At 71.1% G+C, this 16498-nt stretch carries 14 protein-coding genes; 11 read left to right on the top strand and 3 right to left on the bottom strand.

The genetic code is table 11. The features are described from left to right. Positions 1-201 precede the first annotated feature (201 nt). A complete protein-coding gene (locus tag M2157_RS13525) occupies positions 202-2790 on the top strand; it encodes a bifunctional FO biosynthesis protein CofGH (protein WP_280865373.1) in 2589 nt (862 codons plus the stop codon). Beyond that, positions 2787-3449 (top strand): 2-phospho-L-lactate guanylyltransferase, encoded by a 663-nt coding sequence (gene cofC / locus M2157_RS13520; protein WP_280865372.1) that lies wholly within the window; start codon positions 2787-2789, stop codon positions 3447-3449. Before M2157_RS13525 ends, cofC begins: the two co-directional genes overlap by 4 nt. Before the next feature lie 358 nt (positions 3450-3807). On the opposite strand, the gene M2157_RS13515 is transcribed toward cofC, so the two are convergent. Then, positions 3808-4689: a helix-turn-helix transcriptional regulator gene (locus M2157_RS13515; protein ID WP_280865371.1), complete on the bottom strand. Its 882-nt coding sequence runs from the start codon at positions 4687-4689 to the stop codon at positions 3808-3810. A 172-nt stretch (positions 4690-4861) separates the two neighbouring features. Between M2157_RS13515 and M2157_RS13510 the strand changes: the two genes are divergently transcribed. The 9 genes from M2157_RS13510 to M2157_RS13470 all read left to right on the top strand — a co-directional run bounded on the left by M2157_RS13510 (position 4862) and on the right by M2157_RS13470 (position 14122). Next, the gene (locus tag M2157_RS13510; protein WP_280865369.1) at positions 4862-5878 is read left to right on the top strand and encodes a zinc-dependent alcohol dehydrogenase family protein; all 1017 of its coding nucleotides are present in this window, start codon (positions 4862-4864) and stop codon (positions 5876-5878) included. 84 nt (positions 5879-5962) lie between these two features. Next, positions 5963-6646, top strand: a complete 684-nt coding sequence (locus M2157_RS13505) for an SDR family NAD(P)-dependent oxidoreductase (protein ID WP_280865368.1) — start codon at positions 5963-5965, stop codon at positions 6644-6646. A gap of 158 nt (positions 6647-6804) precedes the next feature. Further along, entirely contained in the window at positions 6805-7176 is a 372-nt protein-coding gene (locus M2157_RS13500) for a cyclophilin-like fold protein (protein ID WP_280865367.1), read from the top strand. A 378-nt stretch (positions 7177-7554) separates the two neighbouring features. Continuing rightward, entirely contained in the window at positions 7555-8322 is a 768-nt protein-coding gene (locus M2157_RS13495; RefSeq protein WP_280862059.1) for a glucose 1-dehydrogenase, read from the top strand. A 36-nt stretch (positions 8323-8358) separates the two neighbouring features. Beyond that, entirely contained in the window at positions 8359-8772 is a 414-nt protein-coding gene (locus M2157_RS13490; protein ID WP_280862058.1) for a cupin domain-containing protein, read from the top strand. A 229-nt stretch (positions 8773-9001) separates the two neighbouring features. Next, on the top strand, positions 9002-9652 hold the full coding sequence (locus M2157_RS13485) for a (2Fe-2S)-binding protein (RefSeq protein ID WP_280862057.1): 651 nt from the start codon (positions 9002-9004) through the stop codon (positions 9650-9652). Positions 9653-9664: 12 nt separating this feature from the next. Beyond that, on the top strand, positions 9665-10645 hold the full coding sequence (locus tag M2157_RS13480; RefSeq protein WP_280862056.1) for a xanthine dehydrogenase family protein subunit M: 981 nt from the start codon (positions 9665-9667) through the stop codon (positions 10643-10645). Then, positions 10642-12837: a xanthine dehydrogenase family protein molybdopterin-binding subunit gene (locus tag M2157_RS13475; protein WP_280862055.1), complete on the top strand. Its 2196-nt coding sequence runs from the start codon at positions 10642-10644 to the stop codon at positions 12835-12837. Before M2157_RS13480 ends, M2157_RS13475 begins: the two co-directional genes overlap by 4 nt. Before the next feature lie 154 nt (positions 12838-12991). Next, complete coding sequence (locus M2157_RS13470; protein WP_280862054.1) at positions 12992-14122, top strand: XdhC/CoxI family protein; 1131 nt, start codon at positions 12992-12994, stop codon at positions 14120-14122. A 6-nt stretch (positions 14123-14128) separates the two neighbouring features. Here M2157_RS13470 and M2157_RS13465 read toward each other — a convergent pair whose 3' ends face one another. Together M2157_RS13465 and M2157_RS13460 are read right to left on the bottom strand one after the other, a co-directional pair. Beyond that, positions 14129-15601: an APC family permease gene (locus M2157_RS13465; RefSeq protein WP_280865366.1), complete on the bottom strand. Its 1473-nt coding sequence runs from the start codon at positions 15599-15601 to the stop codon at positions 14129-14131. A gap of 50 nt (positions 15602-15651) precedes the next feature. After that, entirely contained in the window at positions 15652-16377 is a 726-nt protein-coding gene (locus M2157_RS13460) for a GntR family transcriptional regulator (protein ID WP_280862052.1), read from the bottom strand. Positions 16378-16498 lie beyond the last annotated feature (121 nt).

The following is a 16498-nucleotide window of genomic DNA, read 5'->3' as shown; positions in this document are numbered from 1 at the left end:
TGACCCAGCGGCGTCGCTCTCAGCGTTCGCTGGACTCGACGCCCTTGCGGGCGATGCGCCCCCGATCCGCTTGCCGCGCAGCCAGACCCCTGCCCCCAACCTCGCCTGGAAACGGACATCAACTCACGAACCGCCCTGTCCATATGCGGCAGCGCAGCGGCGGGACGGAGCACGAGACGCGAGCGAAAGAGAACGATTCCCATGATCCCGGCAGCCGGTCCCACCGAGAACTCGATGCGTCGCGCCCTCAAACGCGCCCGGGACGGCGTCGCCCTCGACGTCGCCGAGGCGGCCGTGCTGCTCCAGGCGCGCGGTGCGGCCCTCGCCGACCTCACCGCGTCCGCCGCCCGGGTCCGTGACGCGGGGCTGGAAGCCGCGGGCCGGCCCGGCGTCATCACGTACTCGAAGAGCGTCTTCATCCCCCTCACCCGGCTGTGCCGGGACAAGTGCCACTACTGCACCTTCGTCACCGTCCCCGGCAAACTGCGCCGTGCGGGCCACGGGATGTTCATGTCCCCCGACGAGGTCCTCGACATCGCCCGCAAGGGCGCCGCCCTCGGCTGCAAGGAAGTCCTCATCACCCTCGGCGACAAGCCCGAGGAGCGGTGGCCCGAGGCGCGGGAGTGGCTCGACGCGCACGGTTACGACGACACGATCGCCTACGTCCGCGCGATCTCGGTCCGGATCCTGGAGGAGACGGGGCTGCTGCCCCATCTCAACCCCGGTGTGATGTCCTGGACCGACTTCCAGCGGCTCAAGCCCGTCGCGCCGTCCATGGGCATGATGCTGGAGACCACCGCGACCCGCCTGTGGTCCGAGCCGGGCGGCCCGCACTACGGCTCCCCGGACAAGGAGCCCGCCGTACGGCTGAGGGTGCTGGAGGACGCGGGCCGGTCGTCCGTCCCCTTCACCTCCGGGCTGCTCATCGGTATCGGTGAGACGTACGAGGAGCGCGCCGAGTCGCTCTTCGCGCTCCGGAAGATCTCCCGGGCCTACCACGGCATCCAGGAACTGATCATCCAGAACTTCCGCGCCAAGCCGGACACCGCGATGCGCGGCATGCCCGACGCGCAGCTGGACGAGCTGGTGGCCGCGGTCGCCGTCGCCCGGCACATCATGGGCCCGGCCGCCAACATCCAGGCGCCGCCCAACCTCGTCGACAGCGAGTACGAGCGGCTCATCGGGGCCGGCGTCGACGACTGGGGCGGGGTCTCCCCGCTCACTATCGACCACGTCAACCCCGAGCGCCCCTGGCCGCAGATCGAGGAACTCACCGAGCGGTCCGCGGCGGCCGGGTTCGAGCTGCGGGAACGTCTGTGCGTCTACCCGGAGTTCGTGCGGCGCGGCGAGCCCTGGCTGGACCCGCGGCTGCGCCCGCACGTACGGGGGCTGGTGGACGGGGAGACCGGGCTCGCGCGGCCCGACGCCGTGGTCGAGGGGCATCCCTGGCAGGAGCCCGACGAGGTCTTCGTCGCCTCGGGGCGCACGGATCTGCACTCAGCCATCGACACCGAGGGCCGTACGTCCGACCGGCGCGACGACTTCGACGAGGTGTACGGCGACTGGGCCGAGCTGCGGGAGGCCGCCGCGCCCGGTATGGTCCCCGAGCGGATCGACACCGACGTACGGGCGGCGCTCGCGACCGCGGCCGACGACCCCACGAAGCTGACGGACGCCGATGCCCTCGCCCTGCTGCACGCGGACGGGCCCGCGCTGGACGCGCTGACGCGCATCGCCGACGACGTGCGCAAGGCGGCCGTCGGCGACGAGGTGACGTACATCGTCACCCGGAACATCAACTTCACCAACGTCTGCTACACCGGCTGCCGCTTCTGCGCCTTCGCACAGCGCCGCACGGACGCCGACGCCTACACCCTCTCCCTGGAGCAGGTCGCCGACCGGGCGCAGCAGGCGTGGGACATCGGCGCGGTGGAGGTCTGCATGCAGGGCGGCATTCATCCCGACCTCCCCGGCACGGCCTACTTCGACATCGCGAAGGCGGTGAAGGAACGGGTGCCGGGCATGCATGTGCACGCCTTCTCGCCCATGGAGGTCGTGAACGGGGCGACCCGTACCGGTATGTCCGTCCGGGAGTGGCTCACCGCCGCCAAGGAGGCCGGGCTCGACTCCGTCCCGGGCACGGCGGCCGAGATCCTCGACGACGAGGTCCGGTGGGTGCTTACCAAGGGCAAGCTGCCCACGGCCACCTGGATCGAGGTGATCACCACGGCGCACGAGGTCGGCATCCGGTCCTCGTCGACCATGATGTACGGGCATGTCGACCAGCCGCGCCACTGGCTCGGGCATCTGCGGACCCTCGCCCGGATCCAGCAGCGGACCGGCGGTTTCACGGAGTTCGTGACGCTCCCCTTCATCCACACCAACGCACCCGTCTACCTCGCTGGCATCTCACGCCCGGGTCCCACGGTGCGGGACAACCGGGCGGTCACCGCCATGGCCCGCCTCCTCCTGCACCCGCACATCCCCAACATCCAGACCAGCTGGGTCAAGCTCGGCACGGAGGGTGCGGCTGAGATGCTCCGCTCCGGCGCGAACGACCTCGGCGGCACGCTCATGGAGGAGACGATCTCCCGGATGGCGGGCTCGTCCTACGGCTCGTACAAGTCGGTCAGGGACCTGATCGCGGTCGCGGAGGCGGCCGGGCGCCCCGCCAAGCCGCGTACCACGCTGTACGGCGAGGTCTCCGAGGAGCGGCAGCGGGCCGCCGCCGTGTCCGACGGGCATCTGCCGGAACTCCTGCCCGTGCTGGAGAGGGACGAGAACCCGTGAGAGGGCAAACGTGGACGGCGATCGTCCCGGTCAAGTCGTTCTCGGTCGGGAAATCCCGTCTCGGCCCTGCGACCGTGCACCGGGAGCGTCTGGCACGCGCATTCTTCCTGGACACGCTTGACGCGGTGCTGAGCGCGGTCTTGGTGTCACACGTCATTGTTGTGACCGGCGGTGAGGATGCGGCAGCGGACGCGGCGAGCAGGAATGCGGAAGTGGTGCACGACTCGTCCAGCGGGGGGCTCAACCGCGCCATCGTGCGTGGTGTCACGAGCGCCCGGCGGACACTCGCCGGTTCCGCCGTGGCCGTCGTCACAGCCGATCTGCCGTGTCTTCGCGCGGCAGACCTGGACACGGTACTGCGAGCGGCGCAACGCCACCCGCGTGCGTTCGTCGCCGACCACACGGGCAGGGGCACGACGGTGCTGACCGCCCGGCGCGGACATCGCTTGCGACCGGCATTTGAAGGGCCGTCCCGGCAACGCCATCTGGACTCAGGGGCGATGGAGTTGCGTCTGCAGCGTGCTCCCAGCGCCCAACTCGACGTGGACACGATCGAGGACCTGGGAGCTGCGGCCGCCTTCGGCGTCGGCGCACACACCGCGCAACTGCTCGCCGTTCACCCCGGTCGGCGCTATGACGCCGTGACCGGCTGGAGTTGATGGTCAGGGTGTGTGTCGTCGCCGGTCCCTCATCCCGCCGGGCCGCCCGGGGCCGCCACCGTCCTCGGTCCGACACCTCAATCCGGATCGACGCCTCTTCATCGAGAAGCCGGAGCAAGACGTCGGCACTGCCGCTGTGCAGCTGAACGTTGGCTGTCAGCTCACTGACAATGATCAACAATGCGTCCTCCGTCTCGGCCGGCAGGCTCCGGTCCCGGCCGGTCTCACGGGTGAAGTGAGCTGGTCGCGGCGGCCTCTTCCGCCCGAAGAGGAGGGAGGGGCTGTTGGCCATGACGCTCATTTGACGGTGCTGGAGCCTGCGGCGAAGGGTGACTGACCTGCACGTCCTCGGGCGGGGTCAGCTGAGGGGGGAGGAGGCCGGCAGGTTCTGGTCGGCCGCCCAGGAGGCGAGGATGCGCAGCCGCTCGTGGGTGGGGGAGCCGGGTGCGGCCGTCCAGACGGTCAGGTGCTGGTCGGGGTCGGTGTTGGCGGTGAGGGTGTCCCAGTCCAGGACGAGTTCGCCGACGCCCGGGTGGTTGAGGGTCTTCGTGCCCACCGTGCGTGCGGCGACCCGGTGATCGCCCCACCACTGGGCGAACTGCTTGTCCCGCATGGACAGTTCGCCGACCAGCTCGATCAGGCGAGGGTCCTCGGGATACTTCGCCGCTTCCATCCGCAGCTGTGCCACGGCGATGTGCGCCGAGGTCTTCCAGTCCGCGTACAGGGTGCGCATCGCCGGGTCCGTGAAGATGATCCGCGGGTAATTGCGGTGCTTTTCCGGGACCTGGGAGAAGTCGGTGACCAGTGCGGCGGCCAGTGCGTTCCAGGCGAGGATGTCCCCGCGGCGGCCCTGCACGATGGCCGGGGTGGCGGTGAGGTCGTCCAGGACGCGCTGCAGCTGCGGCTGGACCCTCTGCCGGCCGCGCCGCCGGGTGCGGCCGGTGGTCTTGCCCGCGAGCTGGAAGAGGTAACCGCGCTCGTCGTCATCCAGATGGAGTACCTGGGCGAGAACCTCCAGCACGGGCGCCGATGCCTGCATACGGCCCTGTTCGAGACGGGTGTAGTAGTCGGTGCTGATGCTGGCGAGCTGGGCGACCTCCTCGCGGCGCAGCCCGGCCACCCGGCGGGGCTTGCCGCTCTCGGGCAGTCCGACCGTGCGCGGGCTCAGCTCGGAGCGGCGCTTCTTGAGGAATTCTCCCAGCTCATTGAGGGGAACGTTGGCGGTCATGCGTCCCAGCATGACACCGATTCCACTCGGGAAAGGGGGGAGAATTTACTCCCAGGATGTTCTCCTCCCAGGATGAATTTCTCCGCTTTTCGCGCCTGCTCTCGCGTGTGAGGCTCGATGTCGAGCGGCCGATCGCTGTCACCGGCTGCGGCTCACCGACCCCCGCACCGAAGGAGTCATCCCCATGCGCGGAGCAGTCATCCACGCCCCCGGCGACGTGCGCTTCGAGAACCTGGACGACCCGAAGATCATCAACCCGACCGACGCGGTGATCCGCACGGTCGCCACCTGTGTGTGCGGCTCGGACCTGTGGCCCTACCGCGGCGCGGAACCCATCGGCGACCCGCATCCGATGGGCCACGAGTACGTCGGCATCGTCGAGGAGGTCGGCAGCGAGGTCGCCAACGTCAGGCCGGGCCAGTTCGTGGTCGGCTCCTTCGCCACCTCGGACAACACGTGCGTCAACTGCCAAAACGGCTGGCAGTCCTCCTGCCTGCACCGCGAGTTCATGAGCACCTGTCAGGCCGACTACGTACGCATCCCCAACGCCCACGGCACCCTCGTCGCCACCGACGAGCACCCGTCCGGCGAACTCGTGCCGAGCCTGCTTGCAGTCTCCGACGTGATGGGCACCGGCTGGTACGCCGCCCTCGCCGCCGAGGTGAAGCCCGGCTCCACCGCTGTGGTCGTCGGGGACGGGGCGGTCGGCCTGTGCGGGGTCATCGCCGCCAAGGAGTTGGGGGCCGAGCGGATCATCGCCATGAGCCGCCACGCCTCCCGGCAGAAGCTCGCCCTCGAGTTCGGAGCCACCGACATCGTCGCCGAGCGCGGCGACGAAGGCATCGCCCGCGTCAAGGACCTCACCGAAGGGATCGGCGCCGACTCCGTGCTGGAGTGCGTCGGCACCGCCGAGTCGATGCGGCAGGCCCTGAGTTCCACCCGGCCCGGCGGCAACGTCGGCTTCGTCGGCGTCCCGCACGAGGTGGCGGTCGACGGCCAGGAACTCTTCTTCTCCCACGTCGGCCTGCGCGGCGGCCCCGCCCCGGTCCGCCGTTACCTCCCCGACCTCATCGACCGGGTCCTGACCGGCCGGATCAACCCCGGCAAGGTCTTCGACCTCACCCTGCCCCTGGACCAGGTCGCCGAGGGCTACAAGGCGATGGACGAACGCCGCGCCGTCAAGGCCCTCCTCAAGCCCTGAGCGCAGCGCGTCCACCCCCGGGGCCACACCGAGGCGGTGCGGCCACAGGACCGGCAACCACCCCCGCTCGCACAAGGACTGACCATGACGACCTTCGCCCTCGTCGGCGCCGGCCCCGGTCTCGGGCTGGCCACCGCCCGCCGTTTCGGTACCGCCGGCCATGCCGTCGCCCTCATCTCCCGCAATGCCCAGAAGCTGGACGAGCTCACCACCGAGCTGGCCCGCGACGGCATCCGGGCCCGCGGCTTCACCGCCGACGTCCTCGACAGCGAGTCGCTGACCGCGGCCCTGTACGCGGCCGGGGCCGCCCTGGGGTCCATCGAGATCCTCCAGTACAGCCCGGTGCCCCGCGCCGACTTCATGAAGCCGGTCCTCGACACCGGCGCCGACGACCTCGACGCGCCGCTCGCCTTCTCCGTCAAGGGCCCGGTCACCGCGGTGAACGCCGTCCTGCCCGGCATGCGCGAACTCGGCCGCGGCACGCTGCTGTTCGTCAACGGCGGCAGCGCCGTACGCCCCAACCCGAACGTCGCCGGCACCTCGATCGCCTTCGCCGCCGAAAGCGCCTACGCCCGCATGCTCCACGACACGCTCGCCCCGGAGAACATCCATGCCGCCCAGCTGATCATCCCCGGCGCCATCCGCCCCGACGCCGAGCACAACAGCCCCGATGTGCTGGCGCGGCGGCTGTACGACATCCACCAGCAGCGGGACGGCTTCCGCCACTACTCCGAGCCCCTGCCCGACCAGCCACTGGGCGACGCGTGAATGCCGTACCCCTTCGCGCTTTCACGCGTGTGGTCCCGGCGGCCACCCTGTTGCTCGTCGTCACCGCCTGCACCAGCGATTCCCCGGCCTCGTCCGCCTCCGCGTCGCCACGGGCTCCGACAGCTGCGGCTGCCACATCACCCGGCAGGACAACCGTCATGAACATCCGGCTCACGCTCAACGGCCACCGCGTCGCCGCCACCCTGAACGACAGCGCCACCGCCCGCGACTTCGCCGCCCAGCTTCCGCTCACCTTGTCCCTGCGCGACTTCCACCAGGCCGAGAAGATCGCCGACCTGCCGCGAAAGCTGTCCACCTCCGGTGCCCCGGAGGGCGCCGACCCCGAGGTCGGTGACCTGGCGTACTACGCGCCCTGGAACCAGCTCGCCACCTACTACCGCGACGCCCCCTACGCGGCGGGACTGGTCCCCCTCGGGCGTATGGCCCAGGGCGGCGCGGAGCAGCTCGCCACCGCCGACGAGATCACCATCGAAGTCGCGCCGGGCGCGGGTCACCGCTCAGGGCGCTGAGCCGGCCGGGCCCGCCACGCGGGCCACAACGCCCCCCGATTTCCACGCAAACGCCGTCTGCCCCGGCATCATCGACACCGAGCTGATCCGGCGCTTCGCCGAAAGCACACCCGGAGGACGGGACGCCCTGATCGCGGACGAGCCCATCGGATGCCTCGGCACACCGGACGAGATCGCCGCCGCCGGCTCCGGCTCTGCTCGGACGCCGCCTCCTTCGCCACCGGCCACGCCCTGTTCGTCGACGGCGGCCAGACCGTCTGACGGCGGACGGGCAAGGCGCCCTGCCGCGAGAGACCGTCCAGGCGGCCCGGGCACCCTTCGCGCCGCCACACCTCAGCACTCGAAAGCACTCGAAAGCACCCGTACGGAGACCAAGACATGAACCCCACCTACGACTTCACCGGCCAGGTCGCCCTCGTCACCGGCGCCGGCGCCGGTATGGGCCTGGCCACCGCCCGCGCCTTCGCCGAGGCCGGAGCCGCCGTCGCCCTCACCGACATCGACGAAGCCGCCCTTAACGCGGCCGCGAAGGAACTCACCGACGCCGGCCACCAGGCCCTCGCCCTCACGTGCGACGTCAGCGACGAGGACCAGGTCGCCGCTGCTGTCGACCGGACCGTGGAGACCTTCGGCCGCCTCGACATGGCCTACAACAACGCCGGCATCCAGATCCCGCCCAGCGACGCCGCCGAGGAACCCGCCGAGAGGTTCGACCGCGTCAACGCCGTCAACCTCCGCGGTGTCTGGGCCTGCATGAAACACGAACTGCGCCACATGCGGGCACAGGGCAGCGGCGCCATCGTCAACTGCTCCTCCCTGGGCGGTCTCGTCGGCCTCCCCGGCCGCGCCTCGTACCACGCCTCCAAGCACGGAGTGATCGGCCTGACCTCCAGCGCCGCCCTCGAATACGCCCCGCGGGGCATCCGCGTCAACGCCGTCTGCCCGGGCACCATCGACACCCCCATGGTCAGCGACATGATCGCCAAGGGAGAACTCGACCGCGCCGAGGCCGAGGCCAACCAGCCGATCAACCGGCTCGGCACCGCCGAGGAGATCGCACAGGCCGTCCTGTGGCTGTGCAGCCCTGGAGCGGGCTTCGTCGTCGGTGTCGCCCTGCCCGTGGACGGCGGCTACGTCGCCCGCTAGAGACAGCCCACGCATCGGCAACACCGGAGAGACACCATGGAATTCATCAAGCAGCAGCCCAGCAGCAAGGCCCCGTCGGACTGGTTCACCGGCGACGTCTGGTGGGACGTCATCGTGGCCGGCCAGGCCCCGTCCAGGATGCGCGCCAACATGGTGCGCTTCTCGCCCGGCGCCCGCACCAACTGGCATTCGCACGCCCTGGGCCAGACCCTGCACGTCGTTTCCGGCACGGCCCTGATCGGCACCCGGGACGGCACCGTCCTCGAGGCCCACCCCGGCGAGACCGTCGCGTGTCCGCCGAACGAGGAGCACTGGCACGGCGCCGTCCCCGACCGGTTCATGGAGCACATCGCCCTGTGGGAGGGCACGGGCGACGGCACCCCCGAGACCGCCTGGGCCGAGCCGGTCACCGACCAGCAGTACAACGGCCCGCGCACCCGCAACCAGTAGCCCGGCCACGCGAAAACGCCTCCAGGACGTCGGCTACCCGCTCCTCACGGAGCGTAAAGGGGGAGAAAAGTCTCCCTGCCACGAGCGTTGCCGGTGGTGCGAGACTCCCGAGGTGAGCGGTCGCCGCTGCCGAAGCGCGCGGTTGCCCGATTCCCCGCGGTGACGACGATCCAGTCTCCCGTCCCGCTGTTGTGTACGGCCGATCCGTCAGCGATACGAAGGCGTACGTATGTCAACTGAACTCCCCGAGCCTGCCGCTCCACCCCGCACCGGAGCCGGCGAATCCTCCCCGGCGCCCACTCGGCGCACGTTCATCGCCACCAGCACCGCGGTCGGTGGTGCCGTCGTCGCGGGCGGCGTGATCGGAGGCACGTTCCTCGCCGACCCGGAGGAAGCGACGGCGGCCGAGGGGCCGCCCACCAGCCGTGTCTCCCTGACGGTCAACGGCACCCGCCACACCGTGACGGTCGACAACCGCACCTCGCTGCTGGACCTGCTCCGCGAGCACCTCGGCCTCACGGGCTCCAAGAAGGGCTGCAACGCCGGGGCCTGCGGGGCGTGCACGGTCCTGGTCGACGGGCAGCGGCACAACGCCTGCCTGACGCTCGCGGTCCGACTTGAAGGGGCCGACGTCACCACGGTCGAGGGCCTGGCCGAGGGCGATCAACTCCACCCGCTGCAGCAGGCGTTCATCGACCAGGACGCCTTCCAGTGCGGCTACTGCACCCCAGGACAGATCGTCTCCGGTGTCGGCTGCATCCAGGAAGGCCACACCGGCTCGCCGGAGGAGATCCGGGAGTGGATGAGCGGCAACATCTGCCGCTGCGGCTGCTACGTCAAGATCGTGCGCGCGGTGGAGCAGACCGCGGGCCGGAAATGAGGATCGGCCGCCATGCATCCCTTCTCCTACACCCGCGTCTCCGACACCCGTGAAGCCCTCAACGCCGGTCGCGGCGGCGGGCGTTACATCGCCGGGGGCACCACCCTGGTCGACCTCATGCGGGAGACCGTCGAACGCCCCGAGACCCTCGTCGACATCACCGGCCTGCCGCTGGGCGAGATCACCGTCAGCGAGCGCGGGGGCTTGCGCATCGGCGCCCTGGTGACCATGTCCGAGGCCGCCGCCCACGCCAAGGTGCGCACCCTGTATCCCGTCGTCTCCGAGGCGCTGGAGCTGAGCGCCTCCGCCCAGCTGCGGAACATGGCGACCATCGGCGGCAACATCATGCAGCGCACCCGCTGCACGTACTTCCGGGACGTGACCGCCGACTGCAACAAGCGCGAGCCCGGCTCCGGTTGCGCCGCGCTGCACGGCGTCAACCGCACCCACGCCATCCTCGGGACCTCCGGCGCCTGCGTGGCCACCCATCCCTCCGATGCCGCCGTGGCCTTCGCCGCCCTGGAGGCACGGGTGCACCTGCTGGGCCCGGACGGGGCACGCCAAGTCCCCTTCGCCGACTTCCTGTTGCGGCCCGGCAGCACCCCGCAACGCGAACAGGCCCTGAGCAAAGGTGAGTTGATCACGGCGGTGGAGATCCCGGCTCTTCCGCGCCCGCTCAGGTCCGGCTATCTGAAGGTGCGTGACCGGCAGTCGTACGAGTTCGCCCTGACGTCGGCGGCCGTAGCGCTGCATGTACGCGGTGGGGTGATCCGCGAGGCCAAGGTCGCCGCCGGGGGCGTGGGCACCGTGCCCTGGAAGCTGCCCGCCGTCGAGCAGCACCTCGTCGGTGAACGCCCCTCGGGAGCCCTCTGGTCGGCCGCCGCCGCGAAGGCGGCGGACGGCGCCCGTCCCCTGCAGCACAACCGCTTCAAGGTCGAGCTGCTCAAGCGCACCGTCGAACGCCAGCTGCGCGTCGTAGGAGGTACCAGGTGAGTCCCCAGCCACAGGCAGCCGTGGGTGCGCCGCTGTCCCGGGTGGACGGCCGGCTCAAGGTCACCGGACAGGCCTTGTACGCCGCCGAGCACGACGTCGACGGGGCGGTGCACGCCGTCATCGTCGACGCGGCCATCGGCCGCGGCCGCATCACCTCGATCGACACCGGTGCCGCCGAAGCCCTGCCGGGCGTACTGAAGGTGCTCCACCACCGCAACGCGCCGAAGCTGCCGTACCGCGACAACGCCGGGTCGAACAACCCGCCCGGCCGGCGACTCCGCGTCTTCCAGGACGACCGTGTCCGCTTCCACGGCCAGCCGGTCGCCGTCGTGGTGGCCACCACCTTGGAGGCCGCACAGCACGGTGCGAGTCTGGTCAAGGTCGGCTACGACGCCGCACAGCCCTCGACCGACCTGACTGAGGCCGAGCCCGACGAGCCGACCAACTATGCACGCGGCGACGCCGAAGCGGCCCTGCGCTCGGCGGCCGTACGCCTGGACCTGACGTACCGCACGGCGCGCAACCACCACAACCCGATGGAGCCGCACGCCACCATCGCCCGCTGGAACGGCGACAAGCTCACCGTGTGGGACAAGACCCAGTGGGTGGTGGGCACGCAGACCGAACTCGCGGCGGTGTTCGGCCTGGACACGGCCGCGGTGCGGGTCATCTCGCCGTTCGTCGGCGGCGGTTTCGGCACGGCGCTGCGCTGCTGGCCGCACGTGGTCGTCGCCGCGCTGGCCGCCCGCGAGACGAAGCGCCCGGTCAAGCTGGTCCTCAGCCGCAAGCAGATGTACCTCGGGACCGGATTCCGGCCCTCCTACGAGTACCACCTGCGCCTCGGCAGCGACCGGCGCGGCCGGCTGTCCGCCGCGGTGCACGAGCTGGACGCCGAGACGTCCTCGTACGAGACGTTCACCGAGTCCGTCCTGGCGGCCGGGCAGATGCTCTACAGCATGCCCAACGTCAGCCAGAGGTACCGGACGGTGCCCCTGGATCTGCCCACGCCGCTGTACATGCGGGGCCCCGGCTTCCAGACGGCCTCCTTCGTCATCGAGTCGGCCATGGACGAACTCGCCCACGAGCTCGGCGTCGACCCGATCGAGCTGCGCCGGCGCAACGAGCCGGCGGAGGACGAGTCGTCCGGTCTGCCGTTCTCCACCCGCCGGCTGCGCGAGTGCTACACCGTCGGCGCCCGCGAGTTCGGCTGGCACCGCCGCGATCCCGAGCCCCGCTCCACGCGCGAGGGGGACTGGCTGATCGGCAGGGGCATGGCCGCCGGCGTCTACGACACCGCGCGCATGCCGGCCCAGGCCCGGGCCCGCCTGGACGCCGACGGCACCGCGCTGGTCGAGGCCGCCGCCACCGACATGGGCCCGGGTACGTACACCTCGCAGACCCAGGTCGCCGCCGACGCCCTCGGACTGACCGTGCGCACGGTCACCTTCCGGCTGGGGGACTCCCTCTACCCGCCGACCCCGCCGCACGGCGGCTCGATGACCATGGCCAGCGTCGGCTCCGCCACCCTCGACGCCTGCAACAAGGTCCGCCGACAGGCGATCCGACTGGCCGTCGCGGACCGCGAGTCGCCGCTGTACGGGGTGGCGGCAGACGACGTCGTGGTGCGGGGCGGCCGACTGCACGTGAAGAGCGATCCCACGCGCGGGGAGACGTACCGGCGGCTGCTGGCCCGCAACGGCCGCACCCACCTGGAGGCGGACGGCTCCTTCGCGCCGCCGTCGGGCCCCGAGCGGCACTCCTTCTACGGCTACAACGCCACCTTCGCCGAGGTGGCCGTCGACGCGACGCTCGGCCTGGTGCGGGTGCGGCGCGTACTGGGCGTGTACGACGCGGGCCGCATCATCAGCCCCGAGCTCGCCGACAGCCAGGCCCTCGGCGGCATGGTCGGCGGCATCGGCACGGCCCTGCTGGAGCACACGGTCACCGACCACCGAGACGGGCGGATCGTCAACGCCAACCTCGCCGACTACCTCGTGCCCGTCAACGCCGACATCCCCGACCTCAAGGCGATCTACCTGGACGGAGAGGACCCCGAGGCCGACCCGCTCGGCGTCAAGGGCCTCGGCGAGCTCGTGATGATCGGGGTGGCGCCCGCCATCGCCAACGCGGTCTTCAACGCCACCGGCCGCCGCATCCGTGAACTGCCCATCACCGCCGAGGCGTTGCTCTGATCCGCGGACCTCGGTCCGGCCGGGTGCGCACCACTCGTCCGGCAGCCTGCCCCGCCCGGCTGCCGGACCTCCCGGGGCCGCCGCCGCGTGACGTTTCCCCGCGTCGTGGCGGCGGCCCGCTCACCTTCCCGTCCTGGTCCCGCCGTGGAGAACCATGCTGAACATCGCGGACACACTGCACCGCTGGTGCCGCGAGGCACGCCCATTCGCCCTGGCCACCGTCGTCGCCGTACGGGGCAGCGCTCCTCTGCCGGTCGGTACGTCGGTCGCCGTGGGAGACGAAGGCGACGCGGTCGGCAGCATCTCCGGCGGCTGCGTGGAGGGCGCGGTCCACGAACTGTGCCGACAGGTACTGCATGACCGAGGTGCCCCGCAGCGTGCCTCGTTCGGCTACTCCGACGACGACGCCTTCGCCGTCGGACTGACCTGCGGCGGCGAACTCGACGTCCTCGTCCAGCGCATCGACCCCACGACCCGGCCGCACCTCGCCGACGCCCTCACCGAGGTCGTACACAGCCGACCTGCTGCCGTGGCGCAGGTCGTCGACGGCCCTGACGACTTCCTCGGCTCAACCCTCGGCGTCTTCGGTGACGATCAGTCCGCCCACGGACGCGTGGACGGCGGGCCGGCGGACCGGGCGGTGGCCGACCGGGCCAGGGCTCTGCTGCGGGCCGGCCGCACCGCTCGCGTCGACCTCGGGGGGACAGGGGAGGGGTGCCCCGAGCACCTGTCCGTCCTGGTCCACGTGGCGGCCGCCCGCCCCCGCATGCTGATCTTCGGCGCGGTCGACTTCGCCGCCGCCCTCAGCCAGGCCGGCCGCTTCCTCGGTCACCGGGTCACCGTCTGCGACGCCCGCCCCGTCTTCGCCACCCCCGCCCGCTTCCCGCACGCGGACGAAGTGGTCGTCGACTGGCCCCACCGCTACCTGGAACGCACCGAGGTGGACGAGAGAACCGCCGTCTGCGTCCTCACCCACGACGCCAAGTTCGACATCCCCCTGCTGCGCCTGGCACTCGACCTGCCCGTCGCCTACGTGGGGGCCATGGGCTCCCGGCGCACCCATGAGGAGCGCCTGCGCCTCCTGCGCGAGCAGGGCGTCACGGAAGACCGGTTGGCCCGGCTGCGTTCCCCGATCGGCCTCGACCTCGGAGCCCGCACGCCCGAGGAGACGGCCGTCTCCATCACCGCGGAGATCATCGCCCAGGCCCACCAGGGCACGGGCCGACCCCTGACCCGGACCACCGGCCCGATCCACCGGGCGCCGAGGCTGCCGAGCTACTGGTAGGCCGGCTCACTCCGCGTCCGCCACCACCGATCCCACCCGCTCCGCGAGGCTCGGGTCCCGGCGGACCAGGAGGGTCGCGTAGCCGATGGCCGCGAGCAACGTGACCAGAGCGGCGTTCGGGAACCAGCTGTACGGGGCCGGCTGGCCGGGCTTGGCCAGGTAGTAGAGGGGGACCAGGATGGCGAGGGCGCCGATCGCGGGCAGGACGAGGTGGCGGACGGGCCGGAACTCCTGGGGGCGGTATCGGCGGTAGTAGAGGGGGAGGGCGATGTTGGACGCCAGGTAGACCAGCAGGATCAGGATGGCGCCCAGACTGGAGGACTCCGTGAAGAAGACCACGGGGTTCATCGAACCGCCGCCGGAGCCGAGCAGATGGCCCAGGCCCCAGCCGCCGATGATCAGCAGCGCGATGACGGCGAAGGCGACGATCGCGTTGTTCGGCGTACGGCGCGTGGGATGGACGTACCCGAAGAAGGACGGCAGCAGCCCCTCGCGCCCCGCGTTGAAGACCAGGCGGGCCTGGGAGTTGATGCCCGCGATCAGGACGCCGAGGGTGGAGGTCAGGCCGCCCACGTAGGCGAGGAACGCCAGCGCGCCGAGGGTGTGCTGGGCGACGTCGATGAACGGGATGGGGGAGGCGCCGAGCCGGTCCAGGTCGTAGCCGAAGCCGGTCACCGTGGCGTAGGAGAAGAGGATGTAGCTCACCGTCATGATCGCGACCGAGGAGAACACGGCGCGGCCGACGTTGCGCCGTGGGTTCTCCGTCTCCTCGGCGAGGGCCGCCGAGTTCTCCCAGCCGATGAACAGGTACACGGCCAGCGGGAATCCGGCCGCCAGCCCCTTGAGGCCGTGGGTGAGATGGCCGGGCAGGAACGGCGCGGCGGAGAGGGCGCCGCGATGCTCGACGATCGCCGCGACCGAGACCACGACGAGCACCAGCATCTCCACGCCGAAGAAGTAGCCGGCCCACTTGGTGGAGACGACGATCCCGCGCAGCATCAGCACCACCGAGCAACCGGTGAGCAGCAGCGTCCAGACGATCCACGGCACGTCGACGCCCGTGTAGTGGTGCAGGGTGATCTGTACGAAGCCACCCGAGATCGCGATCACCGAGGCCATCGCGATGATGTAGCCGAGTCCGGCCAGCAGGGCTGTGGTCACCGCGCTGACCGGACCGAAGGTCTTGCCGACGAAGGTGGTGAAACTGCCCGCCGAGGGGTGGGCCCGGGAGAACTCGGCCAGTGTGTTGCCGAGCAGCGCGACCGCCACCCCAGCCGCCACGATGGTCAGCGGGGACGCGATCCCCGCGGTGGTGGCGAGGAAGGCGAAGCCGAAGAAGAAGCTCATCGCCGGACCGACGTTGGCCATCGTGGCGGCGGCGATGTCCGCCATGCCGAGGACACCGCCGCGCAACCGCTGCGGCGCGCCGCCGGCGGGGCCCGACGTCGACGAGGGGCCGACAGGCTCGGGTACCGGCATGGGACAGCTCCTTCTGCGAGGTCGGCGGCACGGGAAAGGGGGAGAAGTGATCAGTTCAGGCCGGCGTGCCGGTGCGCCTTCACCGCGCGTACCGCCGGGTCCATCGCGCCGCGGGTGAGTTGGTCGAGCAGGTCGGCGTGGCAGCGGTTGCGGGCCCGTACGACCGAAGGGGCGGGCGCGGGCCCCAGCAGGCACTGGCGGCCGAGCAGGTCGGCGGCGAACTCACGGATCCCGACGCCGCCGAGCGCCTCGGCCAGGTCGAGGTGGAAGCGCGTCTCCAGTTCGAGCAGCCGGGCCGGGTCCTCGGCCAGGTCCAGCTCCTCGACCAGGGCGTGCAGTCCGTCGAGCCGTCCGTCCGGGATCTCCCCCGTGCCGTGCGCCACGAGACCGCATTCGAGCAGCAGATGGAAGGATTCCAGCGAGGCCGCCTCCTCGGCGTCGTGCAGCACGGCGACGACCGTGTCCCAGTCGGCCGCGACGAAGGTGCCGCCCGAACGGCCCCGACGGCGGTCGAGCAGGCCGTCCTGGCACATGGCCTCCAGCGCGCGGCGCACGGTGATCTCACTGATCCCCAGTTCCTCGGCGAGAACGCCCGCGTCCGGCAGCCGGTCGCCCGGCGCCACGGACCTCAGCCGTATCCGCAGGGCGATCCTGGACCGGACGAGTTCGGCTCCCGTGGTGCCCCGGCCGGCCAGGACGCGGGTGTCCCACACCCCGCCGACCTGCGCGGCCGCCGCCTGGTTGTAGGGCCCGAACTTGCCCGCTGCGTTCACCACGACGCCACCCTAACGGCCTGCTGAGCGGGGTTACGGGGGACGGTGGCACGGCGTGCTCTGCATGTACGGAAAATAGAGCAACATGAACACTTAAACAAGACTGTTTTTTCTGATCGTGCTG

Origin of the sequence: Streptomyces sp. SAI-127 (genome assembly GCF_029894425.1) — a bacterium.
In the GTDB taxonomy this organism is placed as follows: domain Bacteria; phylum Actinomycetota; class Actinomycetes; order Streptomycetales; family Streptomycetaceae; genus Streptomyces.
This window is presented reverse-complemented; position numbering and strand designations above follow the sequence as displayed.

Coding starts and splice junctions, on each gene's coding strand:
- M2157_RS13465 (WP_280865366.1), bottom strand. CDS start 15,601: ATGCCGGTACCCGAGCCTGTCGGCCCCTCGTCGACGTCGGGCCCCGCC.
- M2157_RS13500 (WP_280865367.1), top strand. CDS start 6,805: ATGAACATCCGGCTCACGCTCAACGGCCACCGCGTCGCCGCCACCCTG.
- M2157_RS13525 (WP_280865373.1), top strand. CDS start 202: ATGATCCCGGCAGCCGGTCCCACCGAGAACTCGATGCGTCGCGCCCTC.
- M2157_RS13515 (WP_280865371.1), bottom strand. CDS start 4,689: ATGCTGGGACGCATGACCGCCAACGTTCCCCTCAATGAGCTGGGAGAA.
- M2157_RS13480 (WP_280862056.1), top strand. CDS start 9,665: ATGCATCCCTTCTCCTACACCCGCGTCTCCGACACCCGTGAAGCCCTC.
- M2157_RS13495 (WP_280862059.1), top strand. CDS start 7,555: ATGAACCCCACCTACGACTTCACCGGCCAGGTCGCCCTCGTCACCGGC.
- M2157_RS13470 (WP_280862054.1), top strand. CDS start 12,992: ATGCTGAACATCGCGGACACACTGCACCGCTGGTGCCGCGAGGCACGC.
- M2157_RS13485 (WP_280862057.1), top strand. CDS start 9,002: ATGTCAACTGAACTCCCCGAGCCTGCCGCTCCACCCCGCACCGGAGCC.
- M2157_RS13510 (WP_280865369.1), top strand. CDS start 4,862: ATGCGCGGAGCAGTCATCCACGCCCCCGGCGACGTGCGCTTCGAGAAC.
- M2157_RS13490 (WP_280862058.1), top strand. CDS start 8,359: ATGGAATTCATCAAGCAGCAGCCCAGCAGCAAGGCCCCGTCGGACTGG.
- M2157_RS13505 (WP_280865368.1), top strand. CDS start 5,963: ATGACGACCTTCGCCCTCGTCGGCGCCGGCCCCGGTCTCGGGCTGGCC.